Below are 20,024 nucleotides of genomic sequence, written 5' to 3' on the forward strand. Positions count from 1 at the left end.
CCCTCGCGATCGCCTTCGCCGGCATCGCCCTGCTGGCCGCCGGACTGGTCCCGGACGTCACCACCGTCCTGCTGATCGTCACACTGGCCGGTGTGCTGGCGGCTGCCCGCCCGCGACGACGCCCCCGCGCGTGCCCGCGCGGAGGTCTCCGCGCGGCTGCGGCAATGGCGCACCAGGGACGACACCCGGGACAACGTTGTGCTGCTGGTCAGCGAGCTGGTCACGAACGCGGTGCGCTTCGCCGCCGGTCCCATCACGGTACGGCTGATCAGGGCCGGTCACGGCCTGCTGTGCGAGGTGGGCGACACCGGCAACGGCAGGCCACGCCTGGGCCGGGGCGGCCTCCTCGACGACGGCGGTCGCGGCCTGCACATCGTGCACAGGCTCACCACCCGATGGGGCGTGCGGTGGACGGACACCGGCAAGGTGGTCTGGGCGGACGTCGCGAGGTGACGCGGCTGTCGGGCGGGGGCGCGACTGCGGAGCGGGGCGCGATTGCGGAGCGGGGGCGCGGCCGGCGTACGGGAGCGCGGCGAGGGTACGGGCGGCGTACACCGTCATCCTCCGACGTCACCCGTCGTCCCCCGACGTCACCCGACGCTACGGACGGTGCCCTCCCCGGTACCGGTGGCGGTACCGGGGACGCGGAGGGCCCGTCCGCCGGTGCGGGCGGCGCGGGCTCGCACTACAGCCACTCGCCCTCCAGGGCTGTGGCGGTGAGGCCCGGTGCCGCCGCGTACAGGACGGCGCGACTGCCTGACTTCTGCCCGGCGTCGTGTGCCCGCCGCATGATGTCGAACACGGCGGCGCCCCCACGGTTGCCGCTGGTGTAGCTGTCCCGGCTGTAGTCGAGCAGCCCCGACGGCCACGCGTCGGGCATCGTCTGCTCCATGTACTCCAGCACCCGGGTCCCGCCAGGGTGCGCCAGCAGCACGTCGGGGTGCCAGGAGTCGGGGTCGTCCTGGTAACGGACGCGCAGCCACTCCCACATCGCGGTGACCGTCTCCTGTACGGCGCGCGGCCCGCGCCGGTCCATCACGAAGTGGGTGCCGTCCGACCGCGTGTCCAGGCGGTGCAGGTCCTGGGTGCCGGGCAGGGTGTGGTGCCAGGCGGAGTCCAGTCGCAGCACCGACTCGTGCCTCGGGCGGCCCGTGACCACCGCGGCGACCGCGGTGTCCGCGAACAGCAACCGGACGATCAGGGACTCGAGGGTGTCGTCCGCGGGCTGGTACGTCGTGCTCAGCGCCTCCGCGATCACGACCAGGACCACCCGGTCGGGGTCCGCGGCCACGAGATCCGCCGCCAGCGCCAGCGAGCGGGTCCCCGCGACGCACGCCCACTGCGTGGCCGGCAGCAGCATCGCGTCGTTGCGGAGCGGAAGCTTGTTGGCCAGGGCGATGTCCAGACCCGGCAGTGCCGGGGTGGTGGAGTGACTGGTGATCAGGCAGTCGATGTCTGCGGCGTCGAGCCCGGCGATCTGCAGGGCCCCGCGCGCCGCACGCTCCCCGTAGGACCGCACGGCCTCCCAGGCCGGCGCGGTGCGCTCCTGGACGGTCTGTGGCGCGGGTATCGCCTCCAGGGCAGCGATCACGCGCTCCACGTCCTGCTGGGTGAACCCGTCGCGTGCCAGCGCCTCTTGGGCCGGCCCGATGCCGACAGCCCGCAGACCGCCGCCCTTGCCCGGCGCGACGGCGGTCTCCAGCGGCAGCATCCACCCGCGGGTCTCGATGCCCGTACTGGCCGCGATGCCGTCGATCCGCGGCGTCCACGCCGCGTGCGGGTGCCGGTCGCGCACCTCCGCCACGATCTGGCTGGTCTCCACGGTGTGTTCGCCGTGTATCACGGCAGGAGGACAGAGGTAAGCGGCCATAATGGGGCACCTTCCCGGGGGAGGAGGAACATCACGAGTGCTGTGTCATGGGTCACTTTGGGCTTCGCGTCCAAGAGGTCGCCGATGGGCTCCACTTCGGGCGCGAAGTCCGTTTCGAGCATGGACGCCAAAGGGACATTTGCGCTGTGATGCAGACAACTTAGGCAGCATTTGGAGCGCGTGACACGGCACACACCGCTGAAACAGGGGCCCTTCGGGGCGGTTCCGCAGGTCTCACATGACCTTCCGTCAGCCGGTAAGGCCGGCTGGTCACTGCCGCCGGAGCCGGGCGAGACCCCCTGGCCGCACGGGCCACTCGACTTGAACGCCCACATGACGACCGGCATGCGGTGCTCAGCGTGTGGCCCGTACCGGGACTGGATCGTCAGCCGCCCACTTCGGGCTGCCTCGCGACTGATCTCGGGGCGTGCCGGTCCGGGGGTTCGGAGGGCCCGAGGGTTCGGGGGGCTGGTGGTTCGGCAATCGCTGGTCGGCCCGTTACTCGTACCGGTACTTCAGCGAATCCGCCTCCGCCTGCTCGATGTCAGCGATCGTCAGCTCCGGCATCCGCAACTGGGCCAGCGTCACCTCGGCCGAGGTCGGCTGGGCGTCCGCCGGCAGCCACTGCTCCGGCTTCCAGGCGGCGCTGCGCAGGAGCGACTTGGGGCAGTGCGGGTAGACCTCCTCGATCCCCAGCACCAGCGCACTGGCCGGCGGCTTGCCCACGGCGGTCAGTTGCGACAGCAGCTCCGGGCGGGTGGAGACGCAGGCCCGGCCGTTCACCCTGAGCGTCGTGGTGCGCCCCGGGATGACGAACAGCAGCCCGGCCCGTCCGGTGGCGACGACGTTCTGCAGGGTGTCCAGACGCTTGTTGCCGGTCGCGTCCGGTATCGCCACCGTCCGTCTGTCCAGGACGGCGACGAACCCGGCGGGGCCGCCGCGCGGGGAAACGTCACAGTTGCCCTCGGCGTCCGCGCTGGCGACCAGGACCAGCGATGAGCATCCGATCAACCGCTGGGTCTCTTCGGTGAGTTCGGTCATCTGCTTGCGCACGGCCGCGTCACTGGGAAGTTCATAGGCCCGGCGCAGCGCCTCCTGGTCGGGCACGGCGTCGAGGCGCAGCGAGTCGAAGGCACTGTCGGCAAGGGGTGGCGTCATGCCCCCGACCCTAATGGGCCGACCTGCGATTGATCTCGGCCGGTGAGTGCGGGGACATGGAGACGCCGCGCGAGTTGTCTGGTGTACGAAGATCAAACGGGCCCGCGCGGCCATGTCCCGTCCTGCCTCCCGCGGGCTGCCGCGCCAACGCCCGTTCTCCCGCCGGATCGACGGCGGCGGGACGCGGTGACCGAGATTGCGGCGGGCCAGGGGCTGTATGTGCCGCGGCTGTTCGACAACTCCCCCTCGTCCAGCGGGCGTCCGGCCGCGCTGTTCGCCCAGCCGGTCGTGCGCAGGCCGGGTGTCGGGGTGGTGACCGTGCTGAGCGGCGGCTGTCCGGCGTCGGGCACCGCGGGCCGCGACCGGCTGCCCGTCCCGTATCTGCCCGAGGAGCTGAAGTACGCCCCCCGGGACGGTCACGGCGACTGCGCCGACGTACCGCGGCGAGGGCCGGACGTTCCTGTGACGGCCGGGCGGCGCCACGGCGTCAGGCGTTGATGCCGCTGCCGCCGCCGTCGTGGCGTTCGATGCCGTCAGTGATCCACTGCATGTCCGTCACGGACGGGCCCTTGCTGTTGTCGTCGAAGCCGAAGCCGAGCAGCAGATAGCGGCCCTGGACCCGCGGCGAGGGGAACACCACCGCTTCCACGACGGCGCCGAGCCCCTTGCCCGTGCTGACCTCCCAGCGGATGAAGTACCCGTTGCGGCCCGCGACCGTCACAGCCCCCTCGGCGGTCCGGCGATGTCCGGTGATGCCGCCGTAGTCCTTCCGGCCGCTCGTGTTGACACCGTACGTGCTCCGCGCGACCTCGCCGATCTCGGCCTCTGCCAGTTCCTTGAGGGTCAGGTCGCCAGGATGGGCGATGGCCCGCGTGTACGCCCCGCCGGGCAGGCAGTAGTCGGCGGGCACCGCCGGGCAGTGGTACACGGTGCCGTATCCGAGGCCCGCGCCGGTCTTGGTGGAAGTGCCCCGCCAGCCGCGCAGCACGGGGACGCGAAGGCCGTTGACCGTGTCGTCGACGTGTCCGATGACGGCCGGGCGCTGCCCCGGGGGCCGGCTCCCGCCACTGCGGCGGTCCTCGCCCGCGGATCCGGACGGGCTCGGCTGGGCGCGATGCGACGCCGACGGGCTCGGCTGGGCGCGTTGCGACGCCGACGGGCTCGGCGTGTGCCGGTCAGGGGAGGCGGACCCGTGGGCCGACGGTGCCTCGCGGCCGCCGTCGCCGCCAGTCAGCACCACCGCCGCCGTGACACCCCCGGCGATCAGCACGAGGGCGCCGGCCATGAGGCCCACGACCGGGCCGCGGCGCCGCTTGCCCCCGCCGGGCGGCTGCGGCGCCCGCACATGTTCGGTCCAGGTCGTGCCGTCCCACCACCTCTGCCCGACCGGGCCGCCGCCCTCATGCCACGGGTCCGGATACCACCCAGAGGTCGCCATGTCCACGGCGGCACCCTATCCTCACGCACTGACGGCGCGGCGACCGAGGCTGACCCGTCCCGCCCGTCTCGCAGCGGTGTCACCTACGCGCCCGAGACCCCCCGTTTCTGCGGGCCGTCTGGGGCAATGCGGCCCGCGCGGCTCGTGCCTGACGCCAGTTCGCCCCCACCAGGCTGAACAATTGCCCTGGTCTGAAGGCAGGCACGAGTTCGAACGACGCAGAGGGGAACGACCGATGGGCACAGCAGGGCGTGCGGACCGTAGAGCTCTGCTTGCCGGCTCACTCGCGGGCGCCGCGGTCGCCCTCGCGGGGTGCTCATCGACGAGCGCCGCCACATCGCCGGCCAGCGCTTCGCCCGGACAGCGGCCGGCCACGCCCGCCACCGCTTTCACGAGACTGATGGACGGCAACGGGCGCTGGGTGAGCGGAAACCTTCAGCATCCCGACCGGGATCCGGACCGGCGTCAGTTCGTGGCTCAGCAACAGAAGCCCTTCGGGTCGGTTCTCTCGTGCATCGACTCCCGAGTGCCGCCTGAACTTCTCTTCGACACCGGGCTGGGCGACCTGTACGTGATGCGCACGGGCGGCCAGGCGGTCGATCTGGTGGTCACCGGTTCTGTCGAGTACGGGCCCATGACGAGTGACACCCCGCTCATCGTCGTCCTCGGACATCAACGTTGCGGCGCTGTCAAGGCGGCCTACCAGTCCATGCGTGACGGCAAACCTCTGCCCGGCAACTTGCAGGCGATCGTCAAGGCTCTGCGGCCGGCGTACGAGCAGGCAGTGAGGGAAGGCGGCGCCGACCCGGTCGAGACGATGGCGCGAGCCCAGGTCAGGTTGACCGCCACCGCGCTTCGCTCCAACGCGGACCTCGCCCCACTTGTGCGCAAGGGCTCCCTGGCGGTGGTCGGCGCGTACTACTCACTCGACACCGGCAAGGTGGAGGTGCTGACCGGCTCGCCCTCCTGAAGGCTGACCGGCGCGCCCTCCTGAAGCCATCTCGGCGATGTAGGGGGCTGCCGGATTCAGTAGGCGTGACGGTCGGGCTTCGTCTCCCAGGCTTCGTATGCCTTCGCGCCCAGCTCCGGGTGGATCTGCTCGATGTGGATTCGTCGCTGGTCCAGCGGCTTCTGGAAGTCCTCGTACTGGAAGGCGTCGTCGAAGCCGATCTTCCGCGTGGCGTCCAGGTCGCAGCTGAAGTAGACGTTGTCGATGCGCGACCAGTAGATGGCGCTCATGCACATGGGGCACGGTGCGCCACTGATGTAGATCGAACAGCCCTGGAGCATCCGGGCCCGCTCCGGGACCAGGTCGGGGGAGCCTTCGGGGCGCGGCACGTATTCCAGGGTGCCCTCGTTCTGGTGTTCTTCCGAGATGGTGGGCGCCTCCGGGTTGAGGAGCTGGGACGCCTTGCGGATGGTCTCCACCTCGGCATGTGCGGTCGGGTCGCCGGTCAGGAGCACACGATTCTGGCCACGGGCGATGATCTCGCCGTCCCGGGTGAGCACGGCGCCGAACGGGCCGCCCCAGCCGTGCTCCACCGACTCCGTGGCCAGCTGTACCGCTTCCGCCAGGAACTCCTTGTGACCCATGGCGACCTCCACTCCGCACTGGCTCCGACATTTATATCGATTGCAAAGTATTTCAGTAGCTTGAGGCTGTTTTCTCCATTTGTCCCATAAGTTCCTTTGTGGATACGCTACTCCGTATGAGCGCCAGCGCAAACCGCGGTCGTGGTGCCGCCGGAGCGACCGTGGTGACCTCGCAGAAGGTCGTCCCCGGTCGCGAGGAGGACTACAAAAGCTGGCAGGAACAGGTGAACCGGGCCGTAGGGGCCTTCGACGGCTTCGAGGGGACGGAGCTGTACCCGCCCGACTCCGCCGAGGACAACCAGTGGGTCGTGGTGTTCCGCTTCTCGGACGTCGACCGGTTGAGCGCCTGGCTCGGGTCGGCCACACGCCGGGAACTCCTCGACGATGGCCGTGACTTGTTCGAGGAGGAGCCGTCCCAGGAGGTTCTGCGCGGAGGGCAACCGGCCCAGGAAGCCGTGACGGCCGTCGTCTCCCACGCGGTGCGGCGAGGCCGTGAGCGGGACTTCGCGCGCTGGCAGGACAAGGTCCTGAGGGCCCAGCAGAGGTCCCGGGGTTTCATGGGGTCCGAACTCTTCGCGCCTGTCGAGGGCATCCAGGACCGCTGGGTCGTCGTGTTCCGGTTCGACACCCGCGAACACCTCGACCAGTGGCTGCAGTCGGATGTCCGCAGGAAACTGCTGGACGAGGGGCGCGACTACTTCGCCCACTACGACATCCGCGAGATCGCTTCGGCCTTCAGCGGGTGGTTCCGCTTCGGCGAAGGGGAGCAGGCGGGTGTCCCGCCCAACTGGAAGCAGGCCATGTCCGTTCTTCTCGCGCTCTACCCCACCGTCATGGTGCTCAACCTCACCGTAGGGCGCGTCCTCACGCATGCCGGTGTGCCGGGTTACCTCGGCCTTTTCATCTCGAACATGCTGAGCGTCGCGATTCTGACCTGGCTTCTGATGCCGCTGGTCGTCAATCGCGCCCTGGCCTTCTGGCTGGCACCCGACCGGCCGCGTTCACGCCGCACCGACCTGGCGGGTGTGGCCGTCCTGGTGGTGTGTTACGCGGCCCTTCTCGTGATTTTCGGCCTCACCGTCTGAGGACTGCCCGTCGGTCATTTCAAGGGTCCGCATTCGCATTGAAATCATGTGGCGTGGATCCGCCTACTTCTCGAGGGCGGGCGAATTCGCCGATGTTCCTCATGACGAAGCATTTCACGGTGACTGTGGCAATTGTTGCCCGCTGCGATTCGTTTCCCCGCGGGCTGCGCGGTACGCTGTAAAGGCCTGAATTCCCTGGCTCGTCACTCAATAGCGACGTCCTTTCAGCGTCGTGTACAACGGCGGTCTCCGCAACTCCTCCGTCCGAGGCGTGCAGGCCGCGGGTACCGGGGCAAGGAGCGCAGGATGAGCCGCTACACGCAGATTCGCGGTCCCGGGGGAGTGTCGGTACGGCGGAACGAGGCCGGTTACGAAGACATCCGCAGGGCCGTCGTGTGGAACGCGCTCACACCGGCGCGGTTCCCGGACGTCATCGTTCGCGCGGCGTCGGCCGGTGATGTCGTGGAAGCGGTGCGTCTGGCCCGGTCCCAGCGCCTTCAGGTCGCCGTCCGGTCCGGGGGGCACAGCTGGTGCGGGTCGTCCCTGCGCGACGGGGGCATGCTCATCGACCTGTCCGGACTCCGCGGCTGCGCCGTCGACCCCGCCTCCGCGACGGCGACGGTGCAGCCCGGCGTCACGGGCGTGCAGCTCACCTCGGAACTCGGCCGTCACGGACTCGCCTTCCCCACCGGCCACTGCGGATCCGTCACCGTCGGCGGATACCTCCTCAGCGGAGGGCTCGGCTGGAATTCCGGTGTCCGCGGGCCGGCGTGCGCCAGTGTCGAGCAGATAGAAGCCGTGACCGCGGACGGGGAGCCGGTCACCTGCGGCGAGAGCGAGCACCGGGACCTGTTCTGGGCGGCCAGGGGCGCGGGCCCCGGCTTCTTCGCCGCCGTCACCGCCTTCCGCCTCAGGCTGTACCCCCACCCCGGCGCGATCACGAGCACCAGGTGGACCTTCCCCCTCGCCAACCTCACCGAGGTGACGCACTGGGGCACCGAGCTGGCCGCAGGGCTCTCCCCGAACGTCGAGTTGAGCTTCTCCCTCGGCACGGCGGATCCCGGTACGAAGCCGGGCCCCAAAGCGGTGACCGTCACCGGTACCGCCTTCGCCGCGTCGCGACAGGAAGCCGGCGAGTTCCTCCTGCCGCTGCGCCACTGCCCCCTGAGCCGAAGCTCCCTCTCCCGCCAACTGGACGAGCCGACGACGTTCCAGGCCCTGTACGACTCCTCGGCCGCCATGTGGCCTCCGCAACTCCGGTATGCGGCGGACACCCTGTGGTCGGACACTGACTTCCCCGCGCTGCTCAGCGCGCTCGCGGATGTCGTCGACTCGGCCCCTTCGGAGCGATCGCTGGTCCTCGCGCCGTTCTCGCCGGCAGGCCGGCCGCCGCCGGACATGGCCTTCTCGGTGCTCGGGGAGAGCTATGTCGTTCCCTACGCCGTCTGGGACGACCCCCGCCAGGACGCCGCCAACATCGGCTGGCTGCGGGAAGCGATGCACAGGGTGGAACCCCTCGGGACGGGGCACTACATCGCCGAGGCGGACCTTACCGCGGCATCGTCCCGTGCCCGCCGCTCCTTCACCGCGGGCGACTGGCAGCGCCTGCAGAGCCTGAGGGCGCGGTACGACCCTGACGGCGTCTTCTGCTCCTACCTGTCGCCGGACGAGGCCGCGCCGTAGCGCCACTGCGCTGTGCGGGTCGCTCTGCGATCACTCCATGGGCCGACCGCCGATCAAGGAGCAGGGGGCGTAGGACAGCCCATCAGGCCTGTGCTGTGCCCGTCGGCATAGGGCGGCAACAACGGGGGAGCGTGCGCTCGGCGCCCGCACACCGGCTTCCGGCAGGCAGCGCGGCCACCATGGTCCCTCCGCCATGTCTCCTTCCGGGGGACGCCGTCCGCCTGGAACACCGAACACCGAACTCCTCGGCACCCCACGCTCGTTCGGCGCTCGGCCGCGCTGCGTTGAACTCCCGTACGTAGCACGGCGTCAGGACGGCATACGGGTGCTTGTCGCGCCACTTTCTGAAGGGGCACGGAAGGGTGGCGGCAGCGGTCCGTGCGGTGTTCACCAGGTCGAACGGGCGAAAAGGTCACCCTGAAAAGAAGACAGGAACGTTTCCTGTCGATTCTCTTGCGCTGCGCCGCCTTCACTAGTTCACTGCACTCCTGCTCACCGAACTGCTGCACCACCGCACGTGCACGGCCGAACTTCCCCATATCCGGCCACAACTGATGGAGCGTTCATGCGCATCAGGCACAGCCTCGCCCCCGCAGCCGTCCTCGCGTCGATCGCACTCCTGGGCACGGCTCCCCAAGCCTCCGCGGCCGCCAACCCCGGCCCCGGCTTCCCCGCCCAGTACTCCGCGCCCTACATCGAGACGTGGAACTCCCCGTCCGCGATGGCGAACGCCGTCAACGCCACGGGCAACAAGTACTACTCGCTCGCGTTCGTCATCGGCGACGGGACCTGCAACGCCACGTTCAACGGCAACATCTCGATCAGCGACGCGGGCTGGACCAGCGCGATCAACAGCCTGCGCGGCCAGGGCGGCGACGTCATCGCCTCCTTCGGCGGAGCCAGCGGAACTGAACTCGGCCAGGCGTGCACCTCGGTGTCTTCCCTGGTGACGCAGTACAAGCGGGTCATCGACACGCTGAACCTGACGCGTCTGGACTTCGACATCGAAGGCGCGCCCATCAAGGACACCGCGGCCATCGACCGCCGCAACCAGGCGCTGGCCCAGATCCAGTCCGACTACGCGGCCGCCGGCAAGAGGATCGCGGTCAACTACACGCTGGCGACGGACCCCAGCGGCCTCGACGCCGACAACCTGGCGCTGCTCAACAACGCCAAGTCGCGCGGCGTCGACATCAACCTCGTCAACGTCATGACGATGGACTACTACCAGAACACGTCGAACATGGGCGCCGCCGCGATCAGCGCGGCCAACAGCCTGCACAGCCAGCTCGCGCAGATCTACCCGTCCAAGACCTCCGCCCAGCTGTGGGCCATGGAGGGCAACACCCCCATGATCGGTGTGAACGACTCGATCAACGAGGTGTTCACCACCGCCAACGCCACCTCCGTCGCCAACTTCGCCAAGACCAACGGCATCCAGCAACTCGCGTTCTGGGCGCTCGGCCGGGACAAGGCGTGCGCCACCAACGGCACTCTCTCCGACAGCTGTAGCGGTGTGTCGCAGAGCCCGTACCAGTTCACCAGCACGTTCAACACCATCACCGGCGGCGGTGGTGGCGGCGGCATCAACCCGACCGGCCCGATCACCGGATACGCCGGCCTCTGCCTGGACGACCGCGGTGCGTCGACCGCCAACGGCTCCGCGATCCAGGTGTACACGTGCAACGGAACCAACGCCCAGAACTGGACCGTCGACCAGACGAACAACACGCTGCAGGTCCTGGGCAAGTGCCTCGACGTCACGGCGGGCGGCACGGCCAACGGCACCAAGGTGCAGCTCTACGACTGCAACGGCAGCGGAGCGCAGGTCTGGGTACCCCAGACCGACGGCAGCCTGCTGAACCCGCAGTCCGGCAAGTGCCTCGATGACACGGGCTGGTCCACCACGCCCGGCACCCAGTCCCAGATCTGGTCCTGCACCGGCGGCGCCAACCAGAAGTGGACCCTTCCGGCTGCCTGAGCCGGCTCCGACCAAGCTGAAAGGGCACCGCCATGTTGCTGCGTTCCCTCTTCAGACGGGTACGCCCTGCGCGGCGTACCCGGACCGTGCGGTCGGTCAGCGGGCGCCCCGGGGTCTCCCGGCGCGCCCGCGCGGCCACCGCCGTCGCCGCGACGCTCGCCGCGATCGCCGCGCTGCTCGGCGGGGCGCTCGCCCCCTCGGCCGCCGCGCAGGGCACCGGCACCGTGTCGGCGGACGTCGCCCCGTCCCCGGCCGTCTTCATCCACCCCGGCGTGTTCGTCAGCCGCTCCCAACTGGACTTCGTCAAGAGCAAGGTGCAGGCCGGGGCCGAGCCCTGGGCCGGCGCCTGGAACCAGATGAAGTCCAGCGGCTACGCCTCGCTCTCCCGGGTCCCCGCGCCTCGGCCGGTCGTCGAGTGCGGACCGGTCTCCAACCCCAACTACGGCTGCACCGATGAGCGCGAGGACGCCATCGCCGCGTACACGGACGCCCTGATCTGGTACATCGGCGGCGACAGCCGTTACGCGGACAAGGCCGTCCAGATCATGAACGCCTGGTCCTCGGTGATCACCGACCACACCAACAGCAACGCCCCGCTCCAGACCGGCTGGGCGGGCGCGTCGTGGCCGCGGGCCGCCGAGATCATCCGGTACACCTACAACGGATGGGCGCCTGCGGACATCACCCGCTTCTCCGACATGCTGCGCAACGTCTACCTGCCCGAGATCATCAACGGCTCCAACAGCAACGGCAACTGGGAGCTGGTGATGATGGAGGCCGCGGTCGGCATCTCCGTCTTCCTGGACGACCACGCCGACTACGACCGGGCGATCGCCCGCTACCTCAACCGCACCAAGGCGTACGTCTACCTGTCCTCGGACGGCCAGTACCCGTACACCGTGCCGGGCAGCGGACTGGACACGCCCTCAAAGATCATCGGCTACTGGCAAGGCCAGTCCACCTTCGTCACCGGGCTGACCCAGGAGACCTGCCGGGACTTCGTGCACACCGGGTACGGCATCTCCTCGATCTCGCACGTCGCGGAGACGGCACTGATCCAGGGCCAGGACCTCTACCCGGAGGTCGGCGAACGGCTGCGGCAGGCGCTCGGCTTCCAGACGACGTACGAGAACGGCGCCGCCGTGCCGTCCTGGCTGTGCAACGGCTCGCTCAACCGCGGTCTCGGCCCGGTCACCGAGCCCGGCTTCAACGCCATGCACAACCGGTACGGCTACACCATGCCCAACACCCAGTCGTACACCGAGTCCCACCGCCCGCAGGGCACCAACAACCTCTGGGTGGCGTGGGAGACGCTCACCAACGCCGAGAACCCCGAGGTGGTGTCCGTCAACCCGCCGCCCCCGCCGCCGCCGACCCCGGTCGGCCCGATCGTCGGCATCGGCGGCAAGTGCGTCGATGTCGCCGGAGCGAACAGCGCCAACGGCACCGCCGTTCAGCTCTACGACTGCAACGGCACCGGCGCCCAGCAGTGGACCGTCGCCGGTGACGGCTCCCTGAAGGCCCTCGGCAAGTGCATGGACATCACGGCCGCGGGCACCGCCAACGGCACCAAGGTCCAGCTCTACGACTGCAACGGCACCGGCGCCCAGCAGTGGCAGCCTCAGGCCGACGGCACCCTGCGCAACCCGAACTCCGGACGCTGCCTGGACGCCACCGACCGCAGTTCCGCCAACGGAACCCGGCTCCAGATCTGGGACTGCGGCGCCGGCGCGTGGCAGCAGTGGACCCTGCCCACGCCATAGCCCCGGGCGGGCCCCGGAACCCGTGGGTGCCGGCCCCGCGGGTTCCGCACCTCGGAGTTGCGCATGTTCCGGACCCTGACGCGGTCGGCGCGGTGGGCCGACACGGCGGTCGGGGGCCGAGGGTCGTGCCCGAGCCCGAGCCCGAGCCCGAAGGCGTCGGCGTCGAGCGGGAGTGCCACCGCCGAGGGGTGCTGGTCGCGGACACGATCTCCGATGCGAAAATGGTCGGATGGCAGGCGTTGAGGAATTCACACCCGAGTCGGAGCGGGTCATGCGCACCCTGCGCGATCAGATCATCGACGGGACGCGGGCACCCGGCAGCAGGCTGGTGGAGCGGGAGATCGCCGCCGAGCTGGGTGTGAGCAGGCTGCCTGTCCGCGACGCTCTGCGGGACCTGGTCAACCAGGGGCTCGTGACGCCGCGCCCGCGTACCTGGGCCGTGGTCCGCGAGTTCACCCCTTCCGACATCTCGGACCTCAGCGAGGTGAGGTCCGTCCTGGAGGCGCTCGCGTTCCGGCTCGCCGCACAGCGTCGTACCCCCGAGGGCCTCGCCAAGCTGCGCGCCGACCTCGATGCCGAGGAGGCCGCCGCCGCCGTGGGCGACGGAGCGCGCGCACGGAGCGCGGCCGCCGACTTCCACGAAACCGCCACCGAGCTGGCCGACAACGCACTGCTCAGCGAGCTGTACTCGACGCTGCGCAGCCGGATGCGCTGGTTGCTGGGGCAGCATGACGACTTCGCCGCCGTCGCCGAGGAGCATGAGGAGTTGTATCGGGCGATCGAGGCGCGGGACGTGGAGGGCGTCGGGGAGCTGACGACGCGTCACCTGGCGGCCAGCCGGGACAAGGTCGCGGCACACCAGCGCAAGGCGGCGGCGCGGTAGTGGCCGCCGCCTTCGGGCCCGCCGGGTGAGGATGACGGGGATGTGGCCGTCGGGTTCTCCCGCGGCACGGCGGTGTTCCTCTTCAGGCGTCCCGTCCCGGTAGCCGGTTCCGGCAGCCGGCTCCGGTGGTCGGCCGCGGTGGTCGGTTCGTGGGGACGAGGATTGGTATACCGAATGCGTCAGTTTCCGACGTAGACGATGCCTTCCGGTACGTCGGACCGGATCTCCGTGCCGACGCGCCGCTCCAGCAGGTCGTCCAGGCGCTCCAGAGGGCCGATGAGGGCGCGTCCGCCCGCCTCGGCGACCCGCACGGCCGCGTCGACCTTCGGCTTCATCGAGCCCTCGGCGAAGGCGAGGCGGGCCAGGCCCTCCGGCGAGGCGGTGAGGATGTCGCGCTGCTCGGGCGTGCCCCAGTTCTCGCTGACGAAATCGCCGTCGGTGAGCATGATCAGCATGTCCGCCTTGAGGTCGGCGGCGAGCGCGGCGCTGGCCAGGTCCTTGTCGACCACGGCCTGCATGCCGATCTGGCGGCCCTTGGAGTCGGTGCGCACCGGCACGCCACCGCCCCCGACGCACACCACGAGCGTGCCGTTGTCCAGCAGGTTGCTGACCAGCGGCGCCTGCATGATGCGCAGCGGGACGGGCGAGGGGACCACACGCCGGAACGCCGCGCCGTCACGCGCGATCGTCCACCGGTACTCGGCGGCGGCTTCGGCCGCGTCCTGCGCCGAGTACTGCGGGCCGATCAGCTTGGTCGGCCGCTCGAAGGCGGGGTCCGCCTCGTCGACCTCGGTCGTGGTGACGAGGGCCGCCACCTCGCGCTCGCCGGCCAGCGCGTTGGAGAGCTCCTGCTGGATGACGTAACCGATCATGCCCTGGGTCTCCGCGCCGAGGATGTCCAGCGGGTAGGCCGCCACGTCCTGGTAGGCGAGGTTCTGCAGGGCCAGCAGGCCGACCTGGGGGCCGTTGCCGTGCGTGATGACGACCTCGTGCTCGCGGGCCAGGCTCGCCAGTGCCTGGCAGGAGCTCCGGACGTTCGCGCGCAGATGGTCGGCCGTCATCGGCTCCCCGCGTCGGGCCAATGCGTTTCCTCCGAGAGCGACGACGATGCGCATGATTTTTCCCTTGCTGGTGCTTGTGTTCCGCCGATGAAGGCAGAATGGTATACCAATCTGGTATACCAATAGTGCTGATCCGGGAAGAGTCACGGACAGACGCTTACGTACGGTAATGAGGAGGGCACGACGATGTGCCGCAAGGACCCGATCGGGGTGCGCGTGCGATCCGGCGACGCCGCGCTCCTCGACCGGCTGCGCGAGCCCACCGGGTCCGGCTCCGTGCACTCCGTCTTCACCCGCGTCGTCAACGTGCTGACGCCGCACGGCACGCTGATCGCGCTGGCCGCCCGTGACGGCGGCGACGCCCCCAGGACGCTGGTCGCCGACATCGCCGACTGGAGGGGGCTGGGGCTGGCGGCCGGCCAGAGCGTGACGTTCGCGCCCGGGAGCATCGGGCTCGCCGTCCCGTCCCGGCCCCTGCTCCTGACGACGACCGGCGCCCGCACCTGGGACCCGGTCACCCCGTCCCTCGCCCACCTCACGCCGAACGACTTCAAGGCAGCGGCCGTCGCCCTCGACCGGTTGAACCACGCGTACGGCGCCCGCGGCGGCATGCTCGGCGCGACGCCCGACGCGGGCCCGATGGAGGCGGCCGTCGTCCGCGCGCTGCACGAAGGGCGTACGACGCTTCTCGCCGCGGTGCGCCTCGGGGACCGCCCCCGCATCCGCCGCGGCATCCTCGCCCTGCTGGGCCTGGGGCCCGGCCTCACCCCGGCCGGCGACGACTTCCTCACCGGCTTCGCCCTGCTCGCCGCACTGCCGGGCAGCGAGCTGGCCGCCTTCGTACCCGTACTGCGCGACGTCCTGGCCGACCACGCCGGACGCACCACGGACCTCGGCCTCGCGACCGTCGGCGAGGCGGCCGACGGCCGGGCCCGCTCCGAACTCCTCGACCTGCTGAGCCTGTTGGCGAACGGTCATCCACCGGGGGATCTGCACGTTCCTGTCCGCAAGGTGCTGGCCATCGGCCACACCTCGGGCAGCGACACCCTGTCCGGCCTGGTGGCCGGGCTCCACCTGGAAGAAGAACTGCGAGGTTCGCTGTGAGCACCACAGCAGTCGTACGGAAGAACACGTACTTCGACTCCGTGTCCCTGATGTCCGTCTCGACCAAGGCCAACGGCCTGGACGGGGTGGAGCAGGCGTTCACCGCCATGGGCACCGAGATGAACAAGGGGGTGCTGGAGAATCTCGGCCTGCTCTCCGACGAGCTGCGCGCCGCGGGCAACGGCGACCTGATGATCGTCCTCGTCACCGCCGAAGGCGCCGACACGGAAGCCCTGCTGGCGCAGGTCGAGGATCTGCTGCACCGCAAGGCGCCCGCCTCCGCCGCGGCCGGCGCGGTCACGTACCGCACCATCGCGAGCGCCGCGCAGGCCGTCGAGGGGGCGAACCTCGCCATCATCGCGGTCAACGGTGCCTACGCCGGGCGCGAGGCCCGCAAGGCGCTGGAGAACGGCCTGCACGTCATGATGTTCAGCGACAACGTGCCCGTCGAGGAAGAGGTCGCGCTCAAGCACCTCGCCCACGAAAAGGGCCTGTTCATGATGGGCCCGGACTGCGGCACCGCCATCATCAACAACGTCGCCCTGTGCTTCGGCAACAAGGTACGGCCCGGCAACGTCGGCATCGTCGCCGCCTCCGGCACCGGCTCGCAGGAGGTCAGCGTCCGCGTCCACGCCCTCGGCGGCGGGATCTCGCAGCTGATCGGCACCGGCGGCCGCGACCTGAGCGAGGAGGTCGGCGGCATCATGATGACCGACGGCATCCGCGCGCTCGCGGCCGACCCGGCCACCGACGTCATCGTGCTGGTCTCCAAGCCGCCGGCCCCCTCGGTGGAGAAGAAGGTCCTCGCCGAGGTCGCCGCCGCGGGCAAGCCCGTCGTCGTCTGGTTCATCGACGGCTCGAAGGACGCGGTCGCCGCCGCCGGCGGGCACTTCGCCGCCGGCAGCCTCGACGCGGCCCGCCAGGCCGTCCGGCTCGCGGGCGTCGAGCAGACCGAGACCGAGGCGTTCGACGCCGAGGCCGCGGCGGCCGAGGTCGTCGCCCGGCTCTCCGCCGGCCAGCGCTACGTCCGCGGCCTGTTCTGCGGCGGCACGCTCTGCGACGAGACGATGTACGCGGTGCGCGACGCGGGCGCGGAGGTCTGGAGCAACATCCAGAAGGACCCCGCCCACCGGCTGACCGCCGCCGCCCCCAGCACCGGCCACACCTTCCTCGACTTCGGTGACGACGACTTCACCAACGGCCGTCCGCACCCGATGATCGACCCCACCCCGCGCCTGGAGCGGCTCGTCGAGGAGGCCAAGGACCCCGAGGTCGCCGCCGTCGTCATGGACTTCGTGCTCGGCTTCGGCGCCCACGAGGACCCGGTCGGCGCCACCCTGCCCGCCATCGAGGAGGCGCAGCGGATCGCCGCCGCGGGCGGCCGCCACCTGGAGATCATCGGCTACGTCCTCGGCACCGACCTGGACACCCCCTCCGTCGCGGCCCAGATCGCGGCCCTCACGGCCGCCGGCGTCACCGTCACCCGCAGCAGCACCGATACGGGCCGGTTCGCCCGTGAGATCGCGAAGAAGGCAGAGCAGGCATGAGCACCGAGCAGAACACCGAACTCACCGCGGCCGCCCGGCTGTTCAGCAGCGACCTGAACGTCGTCAACGTCGGCCTCGCCATGTTCGACGCGGACATCACGGCGCAGGGCGCCCAGGTGACGACGCTGGACTGGACCCCGCCCGGCGGCGGCGACGCCGAGGCCGCACGCGCCCTCGACGTCCTGGAGCGCCCCGAGCTCGCCGAGAAGATCGAGGCCGCCAACGCCGAGGCCGTCGAGCGGATCATGTCCGCCCGCCCGATGCTCGTCGGCTTCGGACGCGCCCTGGACGTGGTCCCCGGCATGACGCCGACCACCATCCTGCACGCGGGCCCGCCCATCACGTGGGATCGGATGAACGGCCCGATGAAGGGCGCCGTCACCGGCGCGATCGTCTTCGAGGGCCTGGCGAAGGACCTGGACGAGGCCGCTCAGGTCGCCGCGTCCGGCGCGATCACCTTCAAGCCGTGCCACGAGATGAACGCGGTCGGCTCCATGGCCGGTGTCACGTCCGCGTCGATGTACATGCACATCATCAAGAACGAGACGCACGGCAACACGGCGTACACCAACCTGTCCGAGCAGATGGCCAAGATCCTGCGGATGGGCGCCAACGACCAGAGCGTCGTCGACCGCCTGATCTGGATGCGGGACGTCTTCGGCCCGATGCTGAAGGAAGCCGTCGAGTTCACCGGCCCGATCGACCTGCGGCTGCTGCTCTCCCAGGCCATCCACATGGGCGACGAGTGCCACAACCGCAACGGCGCCGGCACCCTGCTGCTCTTCCAGGCCCTCGCCACCGGGCTGCTCCAGTCGTCCTTCACGACCGAGCAGAAGAAGGAGGTCTTCGACTTCGTCGCGAGCTCCGACTACTTCTCGGGACCGACCTGGCTGGGGATGGCCAAGGCCGCGCTGGACGCCGCCAACGGCGTCGAGTACTCGACCGTCCTGACCGCCATGGCCCGCAACGGCGTCGAGTTCGGCATCCGCGTCGCCGGCCTGCCCGGCCAGTGGTTCACCGGCCCCGCGCAGAAGGTCGTCGGCCCGATGTTCGCCGGGTACAAGCCGGAGGACTCCGGCCTCGACATCGGCGACAGCGCCATCACCGAGACGTACGGCTTCGGCGGCTTCGCCATGTCGGCCGCGCCCGCCATCGTCGCCCTCGTCGGCGGCACCGTGCAGGAGGCCATGGGCTACACCCGCGACATGGGTGAGATCACCACGGCGCAGAACCCCAACGTCACCATCCCCGCCCTCGACTTCCAGGGCCTGCCCACCGGCATCGACGTCCGCAAGGTCCTCGACACCGGGATCCTGCCGATCATCAACACGGCCATCGCCCACAAGGAAGCCGGCATCGGCATGATCGGCGCCGGCATCACCCACCCGCCCGCCGAGGCATTCACCAAGGCAGCCATCGCCCTCGCCGACGCCCTCGCCTGACGCGCGAGCCCACCCGGAAGCCCACACACGATGAACACACACCACAACGTCGCGGAGCAGGACGCCTCCGCCGCCCGGGAGCTCGACCCGGAGTACGAGCACAGCCCGGTCCCGGCGGGCAGCCGCAAGTCGCTGTTGACGGTCTCGGCCGTCTGGTTCGGGTTCCCGATGATCCTGACCAATGCCGTCCCCGGCGGCGTGGTCGTCGCCATGCTGGGCTTCTGGCGTGGACTGGCCGCCATCGCGGCGGCCAACCTCGTCATGCTCCTGTACGTGGGGATCCTCAGCCACCGCGCGGGCTCCACCGGCGAGAGCTTCTCGCTCCAGGCCACGCGCACCTTCGGCCGGGCCGGCTACGTCGTCGCCTCCGCGTTCCTCGCCACCATCGTGGTCGGCTGGTTCGCGTTCAACACCGGTGCCACCGGGGCGACCCTGCACCAGTCCTTCGGATGGCACGAACAACTCGTCGCCGGCCTGGCCGGGCTGGGCTTCATAGCCCTGACCTACCTCGGCATCAAGGCACTGTCCTGGCTGGGCGCCGTCGCCGCCCCGCTGTTCGTGATCGCGGGCATCGCGGCCCTGGTGATCGCCGCCGGCGAGCACGACCTGGGCGCCGTCTTCTCCTACCAGGGTGTCGGCGGCAACGCGGGACTCACCTTCGGCGCGGCGGTCTCCCTGGTCATGGCGACCTTCGCCGACTCCGGCACCATGACCGCCGACTTCACCCGCTGGTCGAAGAACGGCAGGCAGGCGGTTCTCGCCACGATCAGCGCCTTCCCGGTGGCCAGCATGGTGGCCCAGGTCACCGGCGGTGTGGTGGTCGCGGCGGGCGCGATCGCCGCACCGGCCACCGTGGGCGGCAACTTCCTGCCGCTCCTCACCGGCCAGCACTCCTCGGCCCTGAACGTGCTCGCCACCGTCTTCGTCTTCGTCAACCTCGGCTCCGTGTGCAGCCACTGCCTCTACAACGGTGCCCTGGGCTGGTCCCATCTGACGGGCAGGACGATGCGGCTGATGACGATCGTGCTCGGCCTCATCGGCACCGTGGCCGCGCTCGCCGGAGTGTGGAACCACTTCCTGGACTGGCTGGTCATCCTGAGCGTCTTCGTCCCGCCCCTGGGCGGCGTCCTGATCGCCGACCAGTTCTTCGCCCGCGGCGGCCGCAGCGCCATGGACCAACGGCCCACCGTGGCCGTGCGCCCCACCGCCTTCCTGGCCTGGGCCGTCGGAGCGGCAGCCGCGGGCGTGGCCCACTGGTACGCCCCACAGCTGTCCGACGCGGTCACCGGCCTGGTGGTCGCCGTCCTCGCCTACGCCGCCCTCGAACGGGCCGTGTCCCGCCGTCCCGAGGGAACTCCGGCCCCGGCCGAGCAGCTCCAAGGGGCGGCCGAGTAGACCTCGCGCCCCAAGCACACG

The 20,024-nt window shown here is 70.4% G+C and carries 15 protein-coding genes and 3 pseudogenes; 13 read left to right on the forward strand and 5 right to left on the reverse strand.

The window, feature by feature from the left end; genetic code table 11:
• Positions 1-96: 96 nt before the first annotated feature.
• Positions 97-453: pseudogene (locus tag ACWD5D_RS41550) on the forward strand (ATP-binding protein); the annotation flags it as partial.
• Between the two features lie 232 nt (positions 454-685).
• Here the strand turns inward: ACWD5D_RS41550 and ACWD5D_RS41555 are convergent.
• Together ACWD5D_RS41555 and ACWD5D_RS41560 are read right to left on the reverse strand one after the other, a co-directional pair.
• Positions 686-1,870, reverse strand: a complete 1,185-nt coding sequence (locus ACWD5D_RS41555; protein ID WP_451377951.1) for a type III polyketide synthase — start codon at positions 1,868-1,870, stop codon at positions 686-688.
• A 498-nt stretch (positions 1,871-2,368) separates the two neighbouring features.
• A complete protein-coding gene (locus ACWD5D_RS41560) occupies positions 2,369-3,028 on the reverse strand; it encodes an MSMEG_1061 family FMN-dependent PPOX-type flavoprotein (protein ID WP_451377952.1) in 660 nt (219 codons plus the stop codon).
• Positions 3,029-3,208: 180 nt separating this feature from the next.
• Here ACWD5D_RS41560 and ACWD5D_RS41565 point away from each other — a divergent pair.
• Positions 3,209-3,454, forward strand: a pseudogene (locus ACWD5D_RS41565) (amino acid deaminase/aldolase); the annotation flags it as partial.
• A 61-nt stretch (positions 3,455-3,515) separates the two neighbouring features.
• Here ACWD5D_RS41565 and ACWD5D_RS41570 read toward each other — a convergent pair.
• The gene (locus ACWD5D_RS41570; RefSeq protein WP_451377953.1) at positions 3,516-4,466 is read right to left on the reverse strand and encodes a DUF2510 domain-containing protein; all 951 of its coding nucleotides are present in this window, start codon (positions 4,464-4,466) and stop codon (positions 3,516-3,518) included.
• Positions 4,467-4,866: 400 nt separating this feature from the next.
• On the opposite strand from ACWD5D_RS41570, the gene ACWD5D_RS41575 reads away from it, so the two are divergent.
• Positions 4,867-5,436, forward strand: a complete 570-nt coding sequence (locus ACWD5D_RS41575; RefSeq protein ID WP_451377954.1) for a carbonic anhydrase — start codon at positions 4,867-4,869, stop codon at positions 5,434-5,436.
• A 56-nt stretch (positions 5,437-5,492) separates the two neighbouring features.
• Here the strand turns inward: ACWD5D_RS41575 and ACWD5D_RS41580 are convergent, their stop codons facing one another.
• A complete protein-coding gene (locus ACWD5D_RS41580; protein WP_451377955.1) occupies positions 5,493-6,059 on the reverse strand; it encodes a nucleoside deaminase in 567 nt (188 codons plus the stop codon).
• A gap of 116 nt (positions 6,060-6,175) precedes the next feature.
• Here ACWD5D_RS41580 and ACWD5D_RS41585 point away from each other — a divergent pair, with 116 nt between their 5' ends.
• The 6 genes and pseudogenes from ACWD5D_RS41585 to ACWD5D_RS41610 all read left to right on the forward strand — a co-directional run bounded on the left by ACWD5D_RS41585 (position 6,176) and on the right by ACWD5D_RS41610 (position 13,454).
• On the forward strand, positions 6,176-7,144 hold the full coding sequence (locus ACWD5D_RS41585) for an antibiotic biosynthesis monooxygenase (protein WP_451377956.1): 969 nt from the start codon (positions 6,176-6,178) through the stop codon (positions 7,142-7,144).
• Between the two features lie 306 nt (positions 7,145-7,450).
• Complete coding sequence (locus ACWD5D_RS41590) at positions 7,451-8,827, forward strand: FAD-binding oxidoreductase (protein WP_451377957.1); 1,377 nt, start codon at positions 7,451-7,453, stop codon at positions 8,825-8,827.
• A gap of 565 nt (positions 8,828-9,392) precedes the next feature.
• Positions 9,393-10,808, forward strand: a complete 1,416-nt coding sequence (locus ACWD5D_RS41595; protein ID WP_451377958.1) for a ricin-type beta-trefoil lectin domain protein — start codon at positions 9,393-9,395, stop codon at positions 10,806-10,808.
• Positions 10,809-10,894: 86 nt separating this feature from the next.
• Positions 10,895-12,142 (forward strand): annotated as a pseudogene (locus ACWD5D_RS41600) (alginate lyase family protein); the annotation flags it as partial.
• A gap of 6 nt (positions 12,143-12,148) precedes the next feature.
• On the forward strand, positions 12,149-12,571 hold the full coding sequence (locus tag ACWD5D_RS41605; RefSeq protein WP_451377985.1) for a ricin-type beta-trefoil lectin domain protein: 423 nt from the start codon (positions 12,149-12,151) through the stop codon (positions 12,569-12,571).
• A 229-nt stretch (positions 12,572-12,800) separates the two neighbouring features.
• The gene (locus ACWD5D_RS41610) at positions 12,801-13,454 is read left to right on the forward strand and encodes a GntR family transcriptional regulator (RefSeq protein WP_451377959.1); all 654 of its coding nucleotides are present in this window, start codon (positions 12,801-12,803) and stop codon (positions 13,452-13,454) included.
• Positions 13,455-13,633: 179 nt separating this feature from the next.
• Here the strand turns inward: ACWD5D_RS41610 and ACWD5D_RS41615 are convergent, their stop codons facing one another.
• A complete protein-coding gene (locus ACWD5D_RS41615) occupies positions 13,634-14,569 on the reverse strand; it encodes a carbamate kinase (RefSeq protein WP_451377960.1) in 936 nt (311 codons plus the stop codon).
• A gap of 132 nt (positions 14,570-14,701) precedes the next feature.
• Here ACWD5D_RS41615 and ACWD5D_RS41620 point away from each other — a divergent pair, with 132 nt between their 5' ends.
• The 4 genes from ACWD5D_RS41620 to ACWD5D_RS41635 are packed head-to-tail and all read left to right on the forward strand — an operon-like array spanning position 14,702 to position 20,003.
• On the forward strand, positions 14,702-15,619 hold the full coding sequence (locus ACWD5D_RS41620) for an oxamate carbamoyltransferase subunit AllH family protein (protein WP_451377961.1): 918 nt from the start codon (positions 14,702-14,704) through the stop codon (positions 15,617-15,619).
• Positions 15,616-17,166, forward strand: a complete 1,551-nt coding sequence (gene fdrA / locus ACWD5D_RS41625) for an acyl-CoA synthetase FdrA (RefSeq protein WP_451377962.1) — start codon at positions 15,616-15,618, stop codon at positions 17,164-17,166. The genes ACWD5D_RS41620 and fdrA overlap by 4 nt, the downstream gene beginning before the upstream one ends.
• Entirely contained in the window at positions 17,163-18,608 is a 1,446-nt protein-coding gene (locus ACWD5D_RS41630; RefSeq protein WP_451377963.1) for an oxamate carbamoyltransferase subunit AllG family protein, read from the forward strand. The genes fdrA and ACWD5D_RS41630 overlap by 4 nt, the downstream gene beginning before the upstream one ends.
• 30 nt (positions 18,609-18,638) lie before the next feature.
• Positions 18,639-20,003 (forward strand): cytosine permease, encoded by a 1,365-nt coding sequence (locus ACWD5D_RS41635; protein ID WP_451377964.1) that lies wholly within the window; start codon positions 18,639-18,641, stop codon positions 20,001-20,003.
• Positions 20,004-20,024: the final 21 nt, after the last annotated feature.

Source organism: Streptomyces sp. NPDC002520, assembly GCF_053595235.1.